This is a genomic window from Bordetella muralis (genome assembly GCF_965139205.1).
Lineage (GTDB): Bacteria > Pseudomonadota > Gammaproteobacteria > Burkholderiales > Burkholderiaceae_B > Bordetella_A > Bordetella_A muralis.
The window spans coordinates 99,835-116,530 of record NZ_CBCSIU010000007.1; the positions used below are offsets into that span (position 1 = coordinate 99,835).

Annotated in this window: 14 protein-coding genes; 7 read left to right on the plus strand and 7 right to left on the minus strand. The window is 59.8% G+C overall.

What is annotated here, in order from left to right:
* Positions 1-7 precede the first annotated feature (7 nt).
* Complete coding sequence (cphA, locus tag ACNA0I_RS12540; RefSeq protein ID WP_415806334.1) at positions 8-2,632, minus strand: cyanophycin synthetase; 2,625 nt, start codon at positions 2,630-2,632, stop codon at positions 8-10.
* A gap of 217 nt (positions 2,633-2,849) precedes the next feature.
* On the opposite strand from cphA, the gene ACNA0I_RS12545 reads away from it, so the two are divergent.
* Entirely contained in the window at positions 2,850-5,108 is a 2,259-nt protein-coding gene (locus tag ACNA0I_RS12545) for a cyanophycin metabolism-associated ABC transporter (protein WP_415806335.1), read from the plus strand.
* Positions 5,095-5,571: a cyanophycin metabolism-associated DUF1854 family protein gene (locus ACNA0I_RS12550; protein ID WP_415806336.1), complete on the plus strand. Its 477-nt coding sequence runs from the start codon at positions 5,095-5,097 to the stop codon at positions 5,569-5,571. Before ACNA0I_RS12545 ends, ACNA0I_RS12550 begins: the two co-directional genes overlap by 14 nt.
* Here the strand turns inward: ACNA0I_RS12550 and ACNA0I_RS12555 are convergent, their stop codons facing one another.
* Positions 5,572-6,705, minus strand: a complete 1,134-nt coding sequence (locus ACNA0I_RS12555) for a GNAT family N-acetyltransferase (protein ID WP_415806337.1) — start codon at positions 6,703-6,705, stop codon at positions 5,572-5,574. It lies immediately after the preceding gene.
* A 106-nt stretch (positions 6,706-6,811) separates the two neighbouring features.
* Here ACNA0I_RS12555 and ACNA0I_RS12560 point away from each other — a divergent pair, with 106 nt between their 5' ends.
* Together ACNA0I_RS12560 and ACNA0I_RS12565 are read left to right on the plus strand one after the other, a co-directional pair.
* The gene (locus ACNA0I_RS12560; RefSeq protein ID WP_415806338.1) at positions 6,812-7,630 is read left to right on the plus strand and encodes a ferritin-like domain-containing protein; all 819 of its coding nucleotides are present in this window, start codon (positions 6,812-6,814) and stop codon (positions 7,628-7,630) included.
* Positions 7,631-7,740: 110 nt separating this feature from the next.
* Complete coding sequence (locus ACNA0I_RS12565; RefSeq protein WP_415806339.1) at positions 7,741-9,030, plus strand: lytic murein transglycosylase; 1,290 nt, start codon at positions 7,741-7,743, stop codon at positions 9,028-9,030.
* Positions 9,031-9,062: 32 nt separating this feature from the next.
* On the opposite strand, the gene ACNA0I_RS12570 is transcribed toward ACNA0I_RS12565, so the two are convergent.
* Positions 9,063-9,851 (minus strand): dioxygenase family protein, encoded by a 789-nt coding sequence (locus tag ACNA0I_RS12570; protein WP_415806341.1) that lies wholly within the window; start codon positions 9,849-9,851, stop codon positions 9,063-9,065.
* Positions 9,852-9,989: 138 nt separating this feature from the next.
* Positions 9,990-10,895, minus strand: a complete 906-nt coding sequence (locus ACNA0I_RS12575) for a D-hexose-6-phosphate mutarotase (protein ID WP_415806342.1) — start codon at positions 10,893-10,895, stop codon at positions 9,990-9,992.
* Between the two features lie 137 nt (positions 10,896-11,032).
* Here ACNA0I_RS12575 and ACNA0I_RS12580 point away from each other — a divergent pair, with 137 nt between their 5' ends.
* Together ACNA0I_RS12580 and ACNA0I_RS12585 are read left to right on the plus strand one after the other, a co-directional pair.
* Complete coding sequence (locus ACNA0I_RS12580) at positions 11,033-11,311, plus strand: adenine nucleotide alpha hydrolase family protein (protein ID WP_415806343.1); 279 nt, start codon at positions 11,033-11,035, stop codon at positions 11,309-11,311.
* 30 nt (positions 11,312-11,341) lie between these two features.
* Positions 11,342-12,235, plus strand: coding sequence for a YihY/virulence factor BrkB family protein (locus tag ACNA0I_RS12585; protein ID WP_415806344.1), 894 nt, complete (start codon positions 11,342-11,344; stop codon positions 12,233-12,235).
* On the opposite strand, the gene ACNA0I_RS12590 is transcribed toward ACNA0I_RS12585, so the two are convergent.
* From ACNA0I_RS12590 to ACNA0I_RS12600, 3 genes are all read right to left on the minus strand, one after another.
* Positions 12,218-12,715 (minus strand): GAF domain-containing protein, encoded by a 498-nt coding sequence (locus ACNA0I_RS12590; RefSeq protein WP_415806345.1) that lies wholly within the window; start codon positions 12,713-12,715, stop codon positions 12,218-12,220. The two genes, ACNA0I_RS12585 and ACNA0I_RS12590, sit on opposite strands and share 18 nt — an antisense overlap.
* Positions 12,712-13,683, minus strand: a complete 972-nt coding sequence (locus ACNA0I_RS12595; RefSeq protein ID WP_415806346.1) for a Bug family tripartite tricarboxylate transporter substrate binding protein — start codon at positions 13,681-13,683, stop codon at positions 12,712-12,714. Before ACNA0I_RS12595 ends, ACNA0I_RS12590 begins: the two co-directional genes overlap by 4 nt.
* Before the next feature lie 81 nt (positions 13,684-13,764).
* The gene (locus ACNA0I_RS12600; RefSeq protein ID WP_415806347.1) at positions 13,765-15,603 is read right to left on the minus strand and encodes a gamma-glutamyltransferase family protein; all 1,839 of its coding nucleotides are present in this window, start codon (positions 15,601-15,603) and stop codon (positions 13,765-13,767) included.
* A gap of 113 nt (positions 15,604-15,716) precedes the next feature.
* Here ACNA0I_RS12600 and ACNA0I_RS12605 point away from each other — a divergent pair, with 113 nt between their 5' ends.
* Positions 15,717-16,691: a LysR substrate-binding domain-containing protein gene (locus ACNA0I_RS12605; RefSeq protein WP_415806348.1), complete on the plus strand. Its 975-nt coding sequence runs from the start codon at positions 15,717-15,719 to the stop codon at positions 16,689-16,691.
* Positions 16,692-16,696 lie beyond the last annotated feature (5 nt).

Sequence of the window (16,696 nt, forward strand, 5' to 3'; positions counted from 1 at the left end):
TTGTTATTTATTGTTGAATCCAGTGACGCACGCGGTCGATGGTGGGACCGGAGTAGCTCTCGTCAGATTGCAGCAGAACAAAGTCGCCGGGTTGAATGGCATTCAGTACCTGATCAATGGCACGCGCGTGATCCGGTTCGTCTTCGATTCTGATGGTTTTAGAGAGCTCCAGCGCCGCTCGCGCGAGCCCCTGGCGCAAGCGCGCACGCGCTTCACCGGCGGGCCGGCGGCTATTCACGGTGGCATCGTCATACAGCACTACGTGATCAAAGGCCTGGGCGAGCAGGTGTCCCTGTTCGATGAGGTCGGCATCGCGCCGGTCGGCGCCTGCGGCATATACGGCACAGCGCCGTTCAGCAGGGAAGTTCGCTGCCGCATCAACCAATGCTTGCAGTCCGGCGGCGTTGTGCACATCATCGACGACGACCGTGGCGCCCGCGCGTTTGAATAGTGTGAACTGCCACGGCGCATCAGCCTGGTCTACGTCAAAAGCTTCGATACCTGCGCGGATGATGGACTCTGGAATGTCCAACGCCCAGGCCGTTCCCACCGCAGCCAGTACGTTTTCGATCTGAAAACCAACACGGCCGCCATGCGTGAGTGGGATGTCTGCCACACGGGTCAACAAGGTTTCGTCCTGCCCCCTGGCGAGGACAATATTGCTGTCCCGTATGAAAACCGCGCGATGGCCCAGGGCGAGATGCGCACGCAGCACGGCCAGATCGGCGTCCACGCTGAAAAACAGAACCTCGCCGTCGCACAGCGGGGCCATTTCCGCGACCAGCGGATCTCGCGCATTCAGGACGGCAACGCCCGTGGGAAGCACCACGTCGACCTGTGTGCGAAACACATTGGCCAGACGCTCAGTGTCCTGAATGTCGAAATCGCCCAAATGATCGCCCTGGGCGATGTTGGTCACGACGCCCACCTGGCAGCGGTCATAAGCAAGCCCCTGCCCAAGTATCACCGCGCTGTCGTTCTCTATCACCGCGGCTTCGGTGCTGCGGCTCATCAGCAGCCGCCGGGCGCTTTCCCAATTTGCACAGTCACCAGTCTGCACGTGCTGACTGCCGATATAAAGCCCCTCGCTGCACGCCAAACCTGTTTGCCGGCCGGATAGGGACAGCAGACGGGCCGCCAATCGCGCCACCACGGTTTTGCCGTTGGTGCCCGTGATGCCGACCACAGGGATACGACCGTCGTCGTCCTCCGGGAACAGGTGATCGACAATGGCTCGGCCGACAGGACGCGGTGTTCCGTCGGCAGGCCTCAGGTGCATGAGCAAGCCGGGGCCGGCGTTGACCTCGACGATGGCGCCACGCTGTTCGTTCAAGGGTTTTGATATGTCTTCGGCGACCAGATCCACGCCCGCAATATCGAGCCCGACGATTTTGCTGGCCAGCACCACGGTGTGCGCCGTATCGGGATGCACACGGTCAGTGACATCAAAGGCCACATTGCCGCTGCGCTGGATCAGGACGCGCCTGCCACGTTCGGCAATACTGTCGGCCGACAGCGATTGCCGCGTCAGTTCCAGGCGGGCAGCAGAGTCCAGGCGTACCTTGTTCAGCGGGTGGTTTTCGGTGCGGCCTCGCCGAGGGTCGGTATTGAGCTGCAGCTCAATCAGTTCGGCGATGGTGTGTTGTCCGTCGCCGGTAACCCAGGCCGGTTCTCCCGCTGCGGCAGCAACCAGGCGATCTCCCACGACCAGCAGGCGGTGCTCATTGCCCAGCACAAAACGTTCGACGATGACGCCGCTGCCTTCGTCTACGGCGACTGAGTAGGCGGACAAGACCTCGGCTTCGGTGGTCAAGTTGGTGAATACCCCGCGGCCATGGTTGCCGTCGCAGGGTTTGACCACCACGGGCAGGCCGATGTCCTGGGCGGCTTCCCAGGCGGCTTCGGGCGTGTCGACTTCACGGCCTTCGGGTACGGGCACACCGCATTCGGACAGCAGGGATTTGGTCAGGTTCTTGTCCCGCGAGATGCCTTCGGCGATCGCGCTGGTGCGGTCCGTCTCGGCTGTCCAGATGCGCCGCTGTCGGTTGCCATAGCCGAATTGGACCAGGTTGCCTTCGAATAACCTGATGCAGGGAATGTCGCGATCGTCGGCGGCGTCCACGATACAGGCGGTGCTGGGGCCCAGGCAGTGCGTGTCGACCAGGTCATGCAACCTCGCTACCGCGCGGTCAACGTCGAAATCATGGTCTTTGATGGCAGCCAATACCAGGACTCGCGCCTCGTCCAGGGCCGCCCGCGTGACCTGTTCTTGCCAGGCTCGCACCACGACTTTGTAGACGCCGCGCCGCGAGGTCTCCCGCGCTTTGCCGAAGCCGCCCGGCAGACCAGCCAGCGTTTGCAGCTCCAGCGTCACGTGTTCCAGGATATGGCCGGTCCAGGTGCCTTCGCGCAGACGTTGCAAAAAGCCGCCCCGTACGCCAGGGCTGCAGCGATGCTCGATCAAACCCGGCAGCCAGGCAGAGAGCCGCTCGTAAAACCCGGGAATCAGGTTCGACGGGTAGTCCTCCAGGGCGCCAATATCCACCCAGGCTTCAAGAACCGGGCGGTAAGTCCAAATGTTCGGGCCGCGCAAAGCCACGACATCGAGAAATTCAATGTCTTTATCGTTCATGGTCGAGGAGGGGGGAGGAGCGTCGGCGGACAGGGTGCCCCACGATGTGGCGGGGATGTCGTGCAGAATGCGAAGCCGAAGCCTGGGCTGGGATGATTCCTAGTAGTGGAAATTGATAAATCCGGCTGCTACTATACGCCGCCTTTTTACGCCGATAAACTCGTGCTGTTGTAAGGAAGGGACAGGCCGCCTTCCCGGCCTCGCCGGACCGCCATACATGAAAAACAAGCCGCCCTTTTTGGGCATTTCCGGGCAGCCTCACGCGGCCCTGTACGACGCAATGCAGTCCCGCCTTGCGCCCGGCGAAGCCATTCTGGCCTGCTTGGAAACCGATCTGGATACCCGGCTGCGTTTCCGCCCCGGCCTGGTTGTATTGACCAATCAACGATTGCTGGCAAAGTCCCCCGACCACGAGCAGTGGCGCGAATGGGGACTGACTTCGACGTTGCGGTTGAACTTGCATGATCATGCGGGCGCAGCGGTCTTGTCGCTGAACGAGGGCGATGTGGGGCTAGCGGTTTGGTGCTTTACCCTGGCAAATAATTCCGCAGCGTTGCGTTTACTTGCAAAGTTCGAGGCACGGCAGCACAGCGCTGCGCTTGACGACAAGCCGCGTTGTTCAGGCTGTGGTCAGCCGTTGCCGGCAGAGCATGCCGAGTGCCAGACATGCGTGCCGGCTACCGAGCCGCCTACATCGACCTGGGCGTTACTGCGTCTATGGCGTTTTGCAAAACCCTATCGTGCAGCCTTGATTGCTGGATTCATATTGACGCTGCTGGCAACGGCAGCCACGCTGGTGCCGCCTTATTTGACGATGCCCTTGATGGATGACGTGCTCATCCCATTCCAGAACGGCACGCCGATCGATCACGGTCTGGTGCGCTGGTATCTGGGCGGCTTGTTGCTGTCGGCAGTATTGGCATGGGGCTTGGGCTGGGCGCGCACGTATATTCTGGCGTGGGTGAGCGAGCGTATCGGCGCCGACCTACGCACCACGACATACGAGCATTTGCAGCAACTCTCGTTGCAGTATTTCGGCGGAAAACGTACCGGCGATCTGATGTCCCGCATTGGCAGCGAGACCGATCGCATCTGTGTTTTCCTGTCTTTGCATCTGCTGGACTTTGCGACCGATGTGCTGATGATCGCCATGACGGCGGCCATCCTGGTGTCGATCAATCCCTGGCTGGCGCTCGTCACGCTCGCGCCATTACCGTTTATCGTGTGGATGATTCATGCGGTGCGTGACCGGTTGCGCCATGGTTTCGAGAAAGTCGACCGCATCTGGGCGGAGATCACCAACGTCCTGGCCGATACGATTCCCGGTATACGCGTGGTCAAGGCCTTTGCCCAGGAAAAGCGCGAGGTACAGCGTTTCCGGCAGGCGAATAATCGCAACCTCGAGGTCAATGATCGCGTCAATAGTTTGTGGTCGTTGTTCTCGCCTACCGTTACGTTGTTGACGGAAATCGGCTTGCTCATCGTATGGGTTTTCGGTATTTGGCAAGTCGCCAACAAACAGATCACGGTGGGGGTGCTGGCGGCATTCCTGGCCTATATCGGCCGTTTCTATACGCGGCTCGATTCGATGAGCCGCATCGTGTCCGTCACACAGAAAGCAGCCGCGGGCGCCAAACGGATTTTCGATATTCTCGACCACGTGTCCAGCGTTCCCGAACCTGCGGTTCCTGCACGGCTGGAACGAGTGGATGGCCGTATCGAACTGCGCAACGTGGCGTTCCGCTATGGCAATCGCTCGGTGATTCGAGGCCTGAATCTCAGTATCGAGCCTGGAGAAATGATCGGGCTGGTAGGCCACAGCGGGTCGGGAAAAAGCACTTTGATCAATCTGATCTGCCGCTTTTACGATGTGTCCGAGGGCGCCATTCTGGTGGGCGATACCGACATTCGTTTACTGCGCATTGCGGATTATCGGCGCAACATCGGTCTCGTATTGCAAGAGCCGTTTTTGTTCTTTGGCTCCATCGCCGAGAACATTGCCTACGGTAAACCGGAGGCGACACGAGACGAGATTATCGCCGCGGCACGCGCCGCCCATGCCCATGACTTCATCTTGCGATTGCCGCATGGTTATGACTCTCTGGTGGGCGAACGAGGCCAAGCGCTTTCGGGTGGCGAGCGTCAACGTATTTCCATCGCACGGGCACTGTTGATTGATCCTCGCGTATTGATCCTGGACGAGGCCACTTCATCGGTCGATACGACGACAGAAAAAGAAATCCAGAAGGCTCTGGATAATCTGGTTCGTGGGCGGACGACGATCGCGATCGCACACCGTCTCAGCACCTTGCGTCGTGCGGATCGTCTGGTGGTGCTCGATCATGGCAGCGTCGTCGAGCAAGGCCGGCACGAAGAGCTCATGGCTCGCCAGGGAGCCTACTATCGCCTGTATCAGGCCCAGGCGCGAACCAACGAAAACGATCTGCCCTCAGGGGACGATGATGAACAATACTAAGCCGGCGTTTTCCTTGCGTCTCAATGTCTCAGGCCGTTGGGTATACGTATCGTCGGAGGGACAGGCGCACGAAGACGTTCAGGTCGTACGGGCGTTTCCGATCAGCGATCCGCTGCACGGCATCTCTATTGTGAGTGCGGACGGATATGAGCTGCTGTGGCTGGACACGTTGGACGACTTGCCTCGCGAGACGCAGCAGCAGGTAAATGATGCCTTGGCCAGCCGCGAATTCATGCCGGAAATTCTGCGCATTAATGCGGTGTCCACCTACGCCACGCCTTCCGTCTGGGACGTTCAGACAGATCGGGGCGATACGTCGTTCACGCTAAAAGGCGAGGAAGACATCCGTCGCCTGGTCGGACAGACCTTGTTGATCGACGATAGCCATGGCATTCATTATCTGATCCGCGATGTTGCTGCGCTGGACAAACACAGCCGGCGTTTGCTGGATCACTTTCTGTAGTCAGGGCACGCGCCGAAATGGTGTGTGGGCTTCCAGTTCGCCCAGATAGCCGTCTACAGCCTGTGTCTCGCGCTCAAGAAAATCCTCGATTGCTGCGGCGAATCGGGGATCAGCAATCCAATGCGCCGACCATGTAGGCGTGGGGAGCAGGCCTCGCGCCATCTTGTGTTCGCCTTGTGCGCCACCCTCGAAACTGGCCAGCCCATGTTGAATACAGTAGTCGATGGACTGTAAATAGCAGGTCTCGAAATGCAGGCCCGAGACAAACTCCAGCGATCCCCAATAACGCCCATACAGCGTGTCGCCGCCGCGCATATTCAAGGCTGCGGCGATGGGGTGTCCATCTCGCAGCGCCACGATCAACACCATGGTGCCGGGGATCTCGCGATGCAGGCGTTCGAAAAAATCTGCGCTCAGGTAGGGGGCATTGCCGTGCGCAAAATAGGTCTGCTCATAGCAACGGTAGAAAAAGGCCAAGGACTGCGCATCGATTTGCGTGCCATGCAGCCAGCGATATTCGATGCCTGCTTCAAGGACCTTTTTGCGATCCTGGCGGATTTTTTTTCGTTTGTCGTGATTCAACGCAGACAGAAAATCATCGAGATGCGCATATCCCGCATTGCGCCAATGAAATTGCACGCCTTCGCGCACCATATAGCCGGCCTCACGCAGCGCGAGTAAATCGTCTTCCTCGGGGAACAGCATGTGCAGCGAAGACACTTTCAATCCCTGCGCCAATTCGATCAAACCCTGCGCCAAGGCCAGACGGTCTGCTGGGTTGCCGGCCAACAGCCTCGGTCCACTGACCGGTGTAAACGGGATCGAACTCAAGAGCTTCGGGTAATAGCGCAAACCATGCCGCTCAAAGGCGTCGGCCCAGGCGTAGTCAAAAACGTATTCGCCTCGTGAATGGGATTTCAAATAGAGCGGTACGCCACCGATCAGACGCTCTTCGTTGCGCAGCACCAGGTAGTATGGCGTCCAGCCCGTTTCAGGCGAGGCACACCCCGTCTCGTGTAATGCGGACAAGAACTCGTGGCGAACAAAAGGCTGGTCGCCCGCCAACGCGTTCCATTCGGACGGGTCTATTTGGGATAACGAGGTGGCGATGCCGAGGCGAGCGGGAGAGGTCATGGCGTAATGATAAAGTCTGGCCGACGAGTTGCCGCAATCCGTGATACCGGCATTGTGGTTACTATGGAGCACACCCATCGCAAGGTGATGATTTTCTCGCTTTTGTATGACCGATACTGTGATTTCTGCCCTGATTGGCCTCGATCTGCGTAGCCAGGCCCTGTCAGCCTTGGCCGCGAGATCCTGGCCGGACAAATTGGCCGCCGTCCGAGCTATTTGCGACAATGCTGAGCTGCGTACCGACGGGGTGTTGGATGAGCCTGTCAATTTACCCGGACGCCCCGACGCGCCCGAACTCGTACCGCCTCAACAGGTCAAACAGCGCTCTGTGCAATCGCCAGAGGGGCGCGCCGTGTTGTTGCATGCGCTCGCGCATATTGAGTTCAATGCGGTGAACCTGGCGCTGGATGCCGTGTGGCGGTACCCGGGCATGCCCGAAGATTTCTACCGCGACTGGCTGCGAGTCGCGCGTGAAGAGGCCTATCATTTCGACCTGCTCAATACGCATCTGGGCACATTGGGTCATGTTTACGGCGACTTTCCCGCGCACAACGGCTTATGGGAAATGGCGGAAAAAACCCGTGACGATCTGCTGGCCCGTCTGGCGCTCGTGCCGCGCACCCTCGAGGCCCGCGGCCTGGATGCGTCGCCGCTGATTCGTGACAAGCTGATCAGCGCCGGGGACAAGGACGGCGGCGCTATCCTGGACATCATCCTGCGTGACGAGATCGGGCACGTGGCGATCGGGAATCAATGGTTTCGTTATCTTTGCGATCAGCAAGGGCTGGATCCTGTGGCTTGCTACGCTGAGTTGGCGCAACGTTATAGCGCCCCAAAGCTGCGTGGGCCGTTCAATCTCGAGGCGCGCCGGTTGGCGGGGTTTGATGAAGCCGAGTTGGCGGCGTTGCAGGGGACTGTCCGTTAACGCAGCGGAATGGTTGGGGGCAGCGAGCGTGTCAGGCCGGTTACAGCGCGATACTATGGCGTAACCTCGCCAGTCGGCTATTTTTCGCGCCAGCTTATAAAATCCTGCCCATGACACTACGATACTCCTTGCCCCTTATCACTCTCGCGCTGTGGGCGGGCGCTGCACCGCTGGCGTCAGCCGCTACATCCGGTAATGCCGCTGCCGAGGTTGCCTCGGCAACCGCGTACAGTTCCGCCGATTTCGCTCAGTGCCTGTCGCAATTGCGTGGCCAGGCGATCAAGCAAGGCGTATCGGCCAGCACCTACGATACCTACACCAAAGACCTGGAGCCCGACCTGAGCGTCCTGCCCCTGCTGGATGCGCAACCCGAGTTCAAGACGCCGATCTGGGACTACATGGCTTCGCTGGTTGACGACGAGCGCGTTGCCGATGGCAAGCTCGCTTTGCAGCAGTGGCAGGCCGAGTTGGCTCGTGCGCAGTCTCAGTTCGGCATAGATCCTGCGACCGTGGTCGCCGTGTGGGGTGTGGAAAGCAATTTCGGCAAAATCCTGGGCGGACGTCCGTTGCTGACCTCGTTATCGACGTTGTCATGTGTCGGCCGCCGGCAAAGCTATTTCCGTGGCGAGTTCTTTGCTACGCTGAAGATCATTCAGCAGGAACACCTGGGCGTCGAGCGTCTGAATGGTTCGTGGGCGGGCGCATTTGGTCAGACGCAGTTCATGCCCTCGACGTATCTGCGATTGGCCGTAGACTTTGATGGCGACGGCCGACGCGATCTGGTCGATAGCGTACCCGATGCGCTGGGCTCGACCGCCAATTTCCTCAAACGCGCTGGATGGGAGCCCGGTATGCCTTGGGGCTTTGAGGTGAGCCTGCCCGATGGCATGGATACCTCCGGCGCCGGACGCCGCAACAAACAACCCATATCCACCTGGGCGGCAAAGGGCGTCAAAAAGGCCGATGGCAGCGCATTGCCCGCTGGCGATATGCAAGTCGCGTTGTTATTGCCAGCAGGCCCGTCGGGTCCGGCGTTTTTAGTGACACGGAATTTTGACGCGATATATTCGTATAACGCGGCAGAAAGCTATGCACTGGCCATCTCCCATCTCTCGGATCGTTTGCGCGGTGGTGGACCGTTTGTACGTGCGTGGCCGACCGACGATCCCGGCCTCTCTCGCGCCCAACGGCGCGAGTTGCAGTCCTTGCTGATTGCGCGCGGTTTCGATATCGGCCAGCCCGACGGCTTGATAGGCGCGCGTACCCGCGAGGCCCTGAAATCCATCCAGCGCGACGCAGGCCTGGCACCCGACGGCCGCGCGGGGATGAAGTCATTGCAATGGCTGCAGCAGAATGCGCCCGCGGGGCAGCCTACGACGAGCGGCGCTGCATCGCAGTAGTCTGCCCTTTGTCATGGGCCTTGTGTTCGTGTTCAGTGCGCAGCGGGCGCATTGAACACATAGCTGTCCATGGACAACACGCCATGGGTGATGCCCCCATCCAGTACATCGACCTGGGCACCGGGGGCAGCCGCGCCTGCGGCAATCAACAGCGGTAGATAGTGTTCGGCGGTAGGATGTGCTCGCCGTGCTTGCGGTGCGTGTTCCAAATAGCCCACCAGCGCCTCCTGATCATGCGTTTGCACGGCTTGGCGAGCCCAGTTCGCGAACGCTTTCACATATGGCTCATCCGCACCATGCTGGCGGAACTCGTACAAGTTGTGCGTCAAACTGCCCGAGCCGACAATCAACACGCCTTGTTGCGATAGCGGCGCCAAAGCCTGTCCCAACGCCCAGGTCTGTTCAGGGCTGATATGCATCGGCAATGAAAGCTGCAGCACGGGAACTTGATGTTCGGGGAACATGTGCATCATCGGCACCCAGGCGCCATGATCAAGGCCACGTTCGGTATCCAGGTCTGCGTGATATCCCGCATTTCTCAGCAACGCGGCAATGCGTTCGGCCAGCGCAGGGTCGCCTGCGACGGGGTATTGCAACGCATACAGTTCAGCGGGAAAGCCGCCAAAATCATGAATGGTTTGAGGGCGTGCCGACGCGGTAATGCTCAGGCCTGGCGTCATCCAGTGAGGCGAGACGATCAGCACGGCGCGCGGCGCGGGTAGGCGCTCGCCCAACGCTTTGAGTTGTGGGCCGGCCAAGCCTGGCTCGACCGCAAAGGTCGGAGCCCCATGAGAGACGAAAAGCGTAGGTTGGGCTTGCATAGCAGATATCTCCAATAAAACAGGGGGCGCCTCAAATTCATTGAGGACGCCGTTTTCACTACTGTAATTCCGTTGTTATTTGAGATAAATCTGCGTTTCGTGGACAGATTGTTTCGAATTTCGGGTTAATCAGTGTCTTTAACTCGTCGCCGACCAATTGATCGACAACGACACGCTTTCGGTCGCTCCCGGGGCTACTGTCATTGCGTCGTCTAGCACCCGGGCAGTTTCGATGCATGCCATGTGCGACCACGAGTCGTCCGCCATATCTGCTAATCGCGCGGCCTTGGCAGCACCGGGGTTCCACACCACGGCGGATCGTGAGCCGTTCGCCTGCAGGCGGATATCGCGTTTCCAGCCTGGATCATGCAGAGTGATGGGCGTCGTCGTGTCCAGGTATATCCGGTCGGTTTCGCCATTGAATCTGACGGCCCCTTGCTGTTGGCGAGGTTCCCAATTTTCCAACGTGTCCAAATAGCGATGGCCCTCGAGTCCCTGGATGTTGACATGTTGGCTGTCCGAGACCGCCAGGTAAGTATGCAGCGCCAGCGTTGTGGTCAGGTCCTGCACCCCCTGATTGCGCACGGACAGCGTGATTTCGATGTTCTTGCCGAATCGCATCCGTAGCGTGAGCTGGGCATGATGTATCCATCCCGGCGCATGGTTCCGCGGCGCCTCGAAGGTGAATTCCAGGCTCGCCGTGTCGGCCTCGATGTATTGCTCCGCCAACTGCCAGTCGACCTGCCGTACCCAGCCGTGCGATGCGGCACCCGGCGTGGCAGCGACGCTGTCGCGTACCGATTGCGGGTTGCGATCGTAAACCCCAAACCAGGGCCAGCAAACTGGTATGCCTCCGCGCACCGGTACGCCAGGTTTGAAGACGGCCTGTTCGGACAGCCAGATTAACGGCCGGCCTCCCGCCGGGGTATAGCTCAACAACTGTGCGCCTTGCTGAGACACCAGCGCGCTTCCATACGGGGTGTTGATGCGCCAACCTGCTAAAGCGCCGATCGATGTCGGCTCGATACGTGAATGTGAGGTCATAGGGCGTGGCCAGGGGGAAAATGGAAATGGTACTCGGGATAGGCAGTATTGCATGTGTTGCCTCATGATGGACATCCATGCCCTGGCACGTCACTTGCTGGGCAATGGGTTTCCTCCTGTATCGATCAAGGAATATCATGCCTACACATTCCCTGCCCGAGGTTTCCATTTCCGCTCGAGATGCCGGCTCGATGGTGAGACAGTTGAAATCCTTTGATGACCAGAGGCCCGGCTTTCCCGGCGAGCATCTGATCGTGCTCAGTCTGGGCGCCTTGCTGATGGTCGCGGGTATGCGTAGTCGTACTGTGCTGCGGCGCGGTATTCTGACCGCGGTCGGTACCGCGTTAATCGGACGTGCCGCCAGCGGTAAAGATGGCATCGCGCGCGTGGCGAGAGTGGTGAAGCGGTTGAGCTGATGAGCAGTACCGGCCGATGCGGAGCGCCGAATGCATATCAAACGTTTCTACGGTTTGGCTAAACAGGCCGTTAATAGCTGGCTGGATGATTACGCGCCGAGTATGGGTGCGGCTATTGCGTTCTATACCGTGTTTTCCTTGGCGCCTTTGGTCATCATTGTCATCGCGATCGCCGGTTTTTTCTGGGGCGAGGAAGCCGTGCGCGGCCAACTGTTTCAGCAGGTCCACGCCATGATCGGCGCAGAAGGCGCCAAGACGATTGAAGGCGTCGTCCGAGGTGCGCAAGAACCATCACAAGGCGCCGTGGCCACCGTCATCAGTGTTGCGGTATTAGTGGTTGGCGCGACGACCGTATTCTCGGAGCTGCAAAGCGCGCTGGATCGCATCTGGAAAGTCGGTGCAAAGAAACAGTCCGGAATATGGAGCATGATCCGCGCCCGTTTGCTGTCTTTTGGGCTGGTGCTGACACTGGCCTTTTTGCTGATGGTGTCACTAATCATCAGCTCGGTGCTCGCGGCATTGGGCAGTTGGGCGGGCGGCATGATGCCCGGCTGGGAAATCTTGCTGCAGGGGCTGAACATCGCCGTCACATTGGGTACATCGACGCTGTTGTTTGCGTTGATCTATCGATTCATGCCGCAGGCGCCTGTCGCGTGGCGGGACGTCTGGACAGGGGCTTTGGTGACGGCGGTGCTATTTGAGATCGGCAAATTCTTGATCGGACTGTACTTGGGTACGGCGTCGGTCGCATCGTCCTATGCGGCGGCAGGCTCGCTCGTGATCGTACTGATCTGGGTATATTACGCCGCCCAGGTATTCTTGCTCGGGGCGGAGTTCACTAGGATATACGCCGAGGCGCATGGTTCGCGCCGGGAAAGTGTGCGCGAACCATCGCTCGAAACGGGATCAGCGCGGAAATCCTGACACCGTCAAATACGCCGCCAGTCGTGCAAAGCTGACATGCGCGTCGTGAACGCGTGCTTCGCGCATCAGAAAATTGACTGTCCCCAGGCACACATCGCCCACGACCACCGGCACATTGATCACCGACTGCAGACCCAGTCCCAGGATCGCCGAATGATCGTCAAACGAGGCACGGATCGCGTCCGGGCCTTCGCCGACATAGATACGCCGCTGCAATAGCACGTGCTCCCCCCAGGGCATCCCGCGTTTCTGCTTCGATCCGCCCGGAGGATAGGATACGGGATCCGAACTGTACAGCCGCACCACAGCCATATTGACCGAGTCGAAACGATTCACAGTGCATAGCGCCTGCTGCAACACGGGTTGCGACCATTTATCCATGGCGGCAAATACCGTCGCAGGATCGGCGCTGGCCAGCGCGTCAGTCATGGCGGCACTGTCGCGTACTGCCTGGGCGATTCGAACGTCCAATTCCGTCATTGCGCCTTGATCCCCAATTCGCGCACGATGGCGGAGTATTTCTGCGCATCGGCCGCCACTGTCTTGGCAAAGCCTTCCGGTGTCGATTGCATGACCAGTACTCCCATATCGCCCATTTTCTTTTTCACTTCCGGCAGGGTCAGGATGCGGTTGATTTCCGTGTTCAGCTTGGCCACCAACTCGGGATCCATTCCGGCTGGTCCAAAGGCGCCATACCAAACCGCCATCGAATAACCCGGTACGGTTTCCGCAACGGTAGGGATATCGGACAGCAGCGGTGAGCGCGATTCTTCGGTCACTGCCAATAGCTTCAGTTTCTTTGCTTGCACGTGCGGCAAAGTCTGCGTGCCCGCACTGAACAGCACCTGCGTACGATCCGCGACTGTGTCCAACACCGCCGGTGCGCCGCCGCGATAGGGGATGTGCACCATCTTGACGCCGGTCGCTTTTTCAAACATCGCCGCACTCAAATGATTGGTCGAACCAGGGCCTGCCGAGGCATACGCGATCTTTTCGGGGTTGGCCTTGGCATAGTCGATGAACTCTTTGACGTTATTGACCGGCAGCGAAGGGTTCACCACCATCGTGTTTGTCACCAGCGCGAGCTCTGCGATCGGCGTAAAGCTTTTCACGCCATCAAATGGCATGTTGTCGTAGAGCGCCTCGTTCATCGTATGAGTGCTCATCGATCCGATCAGCAAGGTGTAGCCGTCCGGTTCCGAGCGCGCCACAAAAGCCGATCCGATATTGCCGGAGGCTCCCGAGCGGTTTTCCACGATCACCGGCTGGCCATACGTCTTGGTCATCTGTTCGGACAGCATGCGCGCCAGAATATCTGTCGAGCCGCCTGCCGCCCACGGCACGATCAGCGTAATCGGTTTCTCCGGCCATGCCGCCATTGCTGCGGCGGGCACGATGCCCGCCACTAAAACGAATGCGCGTAAAGCGCTGCGAAATGAAAAAGCCATGGATCAATCCCCTTGTTATGTGCGGCCTGCGCCGCGATAAAAATGCGAGTCCCGAGCGCGGGCCCGCTTGTTAAATAGCTATCAACGTCCGGCGGCATAGCTCTGCATGCCGCGCGGATTCGCGCCTGCGCGCAGCAGTCTCGCGCCATTGCCAGCCGGTTCCCGTGTACAAACGCTGATGCGGCCCTCGGACCAGGGCGCTCCGACCTTGACCTCGTGACCGGCCGCGCGCAGCGCGTCCAACGTGCGCTCGGGCATGCGCGATTCCACCGTGATGCGGTTGAGCGTTGTCGTGCGCGGCCAGAATGAGCCCGGGAAGTGATCGATATGCCAGGCCGGTGCGTCGATGGCCTCTTGCAGATTCATTCCACACAATGCATGGCGCAAGAAAAATGCCACGGTCCATTGATCCTGTTGATCTCCGCCGGGCGTACCGAACGCCATATAAGGCTGGCCATCACGCAACGCCATGCCGGGCGATAGCGTGGTGCAAGGCCGTGCACCTGCTTGCAGCTGTCCTGGCAGACCTTCGTCGAGCCAGGTCATTTGCAATCGCGTCGTGATAGAGAATCCCAAACCGCGTACGACCGGACTGGACGACAACCATCCACCGGATGGCGTCGCGGCGACCATGTTGCCGTCCTTGTCGATGACATCGATGTGGCAGGTGTCTCCCACGAACAGCTCGCGCTCCAGCCACTGGTCCACGGGCGGTAATTGGGCAAAGGTCGGTTCTCCTACACCAAAACGCGTATCGGCCTGTGCCAGTGCACGGCGTGCGGCGTCCAGGTCGGGCAACCGTGGCGTACGCCCACCGGGCGATCCAGGGATGAGTTCGCGTGATGCCTGGTCACGGATCAATGCTGCGCGTGCACGCGCATAATCATCCGACAGCAAATCGGCCAACGGCACATCATTGCAACGTGGGTCGCCGTACCAAGCCAGCCGATCCGCAAACGCCAGTTTTGCGACTTCTGCAATAGCATGCACGAACGCGGGCGAGTCGGCCGCGAGTCCCTCTAGCGGCAGATGCCGCGCCATCGCCAACTGCTGTAAAAACACCGGCCCTTGCGACCACACGCCGCACTTCGCGACGGTATAGCGGCCAAAATCCACCATGGCAGGTTCTTCGTAGGTCGCCTGCCAATCCGCCATATCCTCGCGGCGCAGCAGGCCCGCATTCCGTTCACCGGTGCAGTCGCGCATCGGGGTACGGTATGCAGCGTCGATCGCCTCGGCGACAAAACCGCGATACCAGATCTCCAGCGCGGCATCGATACGGGCACGCCGATCGCTGCCTTTGTTATTGGCCTCGCTAACGATCCGTGTATAGGTATCGGCGATGGCGGGCGTACGCATCAGACGTTCGGGGTGCGGCACCTTGCCGTCGGGCAGCCAGACGTCGGCAGAGCTGTGCCATTCCTGGCGAAACAGATCCTGTACCGAATAAATGGCCTGCACAATGCGCGGCACCAGCGGAAAGCCATTGCGTGCGTAATCAATCGCCGGACGCAGCACGTCTGCCAGTTCCCAGGTACCGTGATCGCGCAGCATCGTCAGCCACGCGCCAAACGCGCCGGGCACGGTGGCAGGCAACAGCCCCACGCCGGGGACCAGATCTACGCCCATATTCCGGAAATAGGCGGGCGTTGCCAATTGAGGCGCCGTCCCCTGGCCGCATATTGATTGGATGCGCGGATCGTTTTCGTTCCAGAACAGGATCGGCACCTCGCCGCCCGGGCCATTCAAATGCGGTTCGACAATCTGTAGCGTAAAGCCGCCCGCGACTGCAGCGTCGAACGCGTTGCCGCCACGCTCCAGCACGCTCATGGCGACCTGCGTGGCCAGCCAATGCGTAGACGATGCCACGCCAAACGTGCCGCGGATTTCCGGGCGGGTCGTGAAACTGGGGGAAGACATAGGCGGATATCGGAGGAAAGCGCGGGAAAGAGGAGGTCAGTATAAAGAGTACGAATAACGGTAATATGCGTATTTCCAATTGATGCATAACTGTTTGGTTATGCTTTTATGCCATGACAGCTGTGCGCTCATCCCATTCCGATACCACTGGCCGTCGGCCCGGTGCACGATTGTTTTCACGGCTGAAATTGCGCCACCTGACGTTGCTGACGCGATTAGGGCGTCTGCGTTCATTGACGCGTGCAGCCGACGCGATGGGCATCAGCCAGCCCGCTGCGACCAAGGCGCTGGCCGAAATTGAAGACATCTTCGAGGCGCCCTTATTCGTGCGTTCTCGTCAGGGACTGGAGCCCACGCCGCTGGGCAAACTGGCTCTCGTGCGAGCGGAACGGATGATGCTGGACCTGGACCATTGGGGCCAGGAAATGGAGGCCGTACGATCCGGCAGGGCCGCTCAATTGCGGGTCGGGGCGATTCCCTTTGTCTCCGGCCGCGTTTTGACGCCAACGCTGGAGCGCCTGTGCGCAGAGGGCATCAACGTCGTGCTGCATCGAGCGACCACCGACCAGCTCTTAAAGGAGTTACGCGCGCACGAAATCGACTGCGTCATCGGCCGCGCCGCAGCGGCCGTGGGCATGAACGACATGTGGCACCAGGTGCTGTACACGCAGCGGCCTGCGTTGATCGCCCATCCCGCGCTCGCCCGGCGCATTGCCCGTACCAAGCCCGACTGGCGCATGTTGGCCGACGTAGACTGGATCTTGCCGTCGTCGGCGACGCCCATCGGCAACATGGTGACCGAACTCTTCACCCGCGAACAAGTCCGCCCGCCTGTCGCGCGAGTGGAGACCTATTCCATCGATGTGATCTCGGGGATGTTGCGCAGCAATCAAAATCTGCTTTCCATTGTTCCAGAGGATATTGCGCTTGACATGGAGCAGGGCGGCGGCGTGGCGCGTGTGGCCTGGGAATGGAACTGGGAATTGCCGCCAGTCAGTTTGATACGCCAGGTGCGCGACTTGCCGTTGGATGCGGAGGAACGGTTTGCCCAGATTGTGCGAGAGGTGTGCGCGACCATGCCCATTTAAAAGCC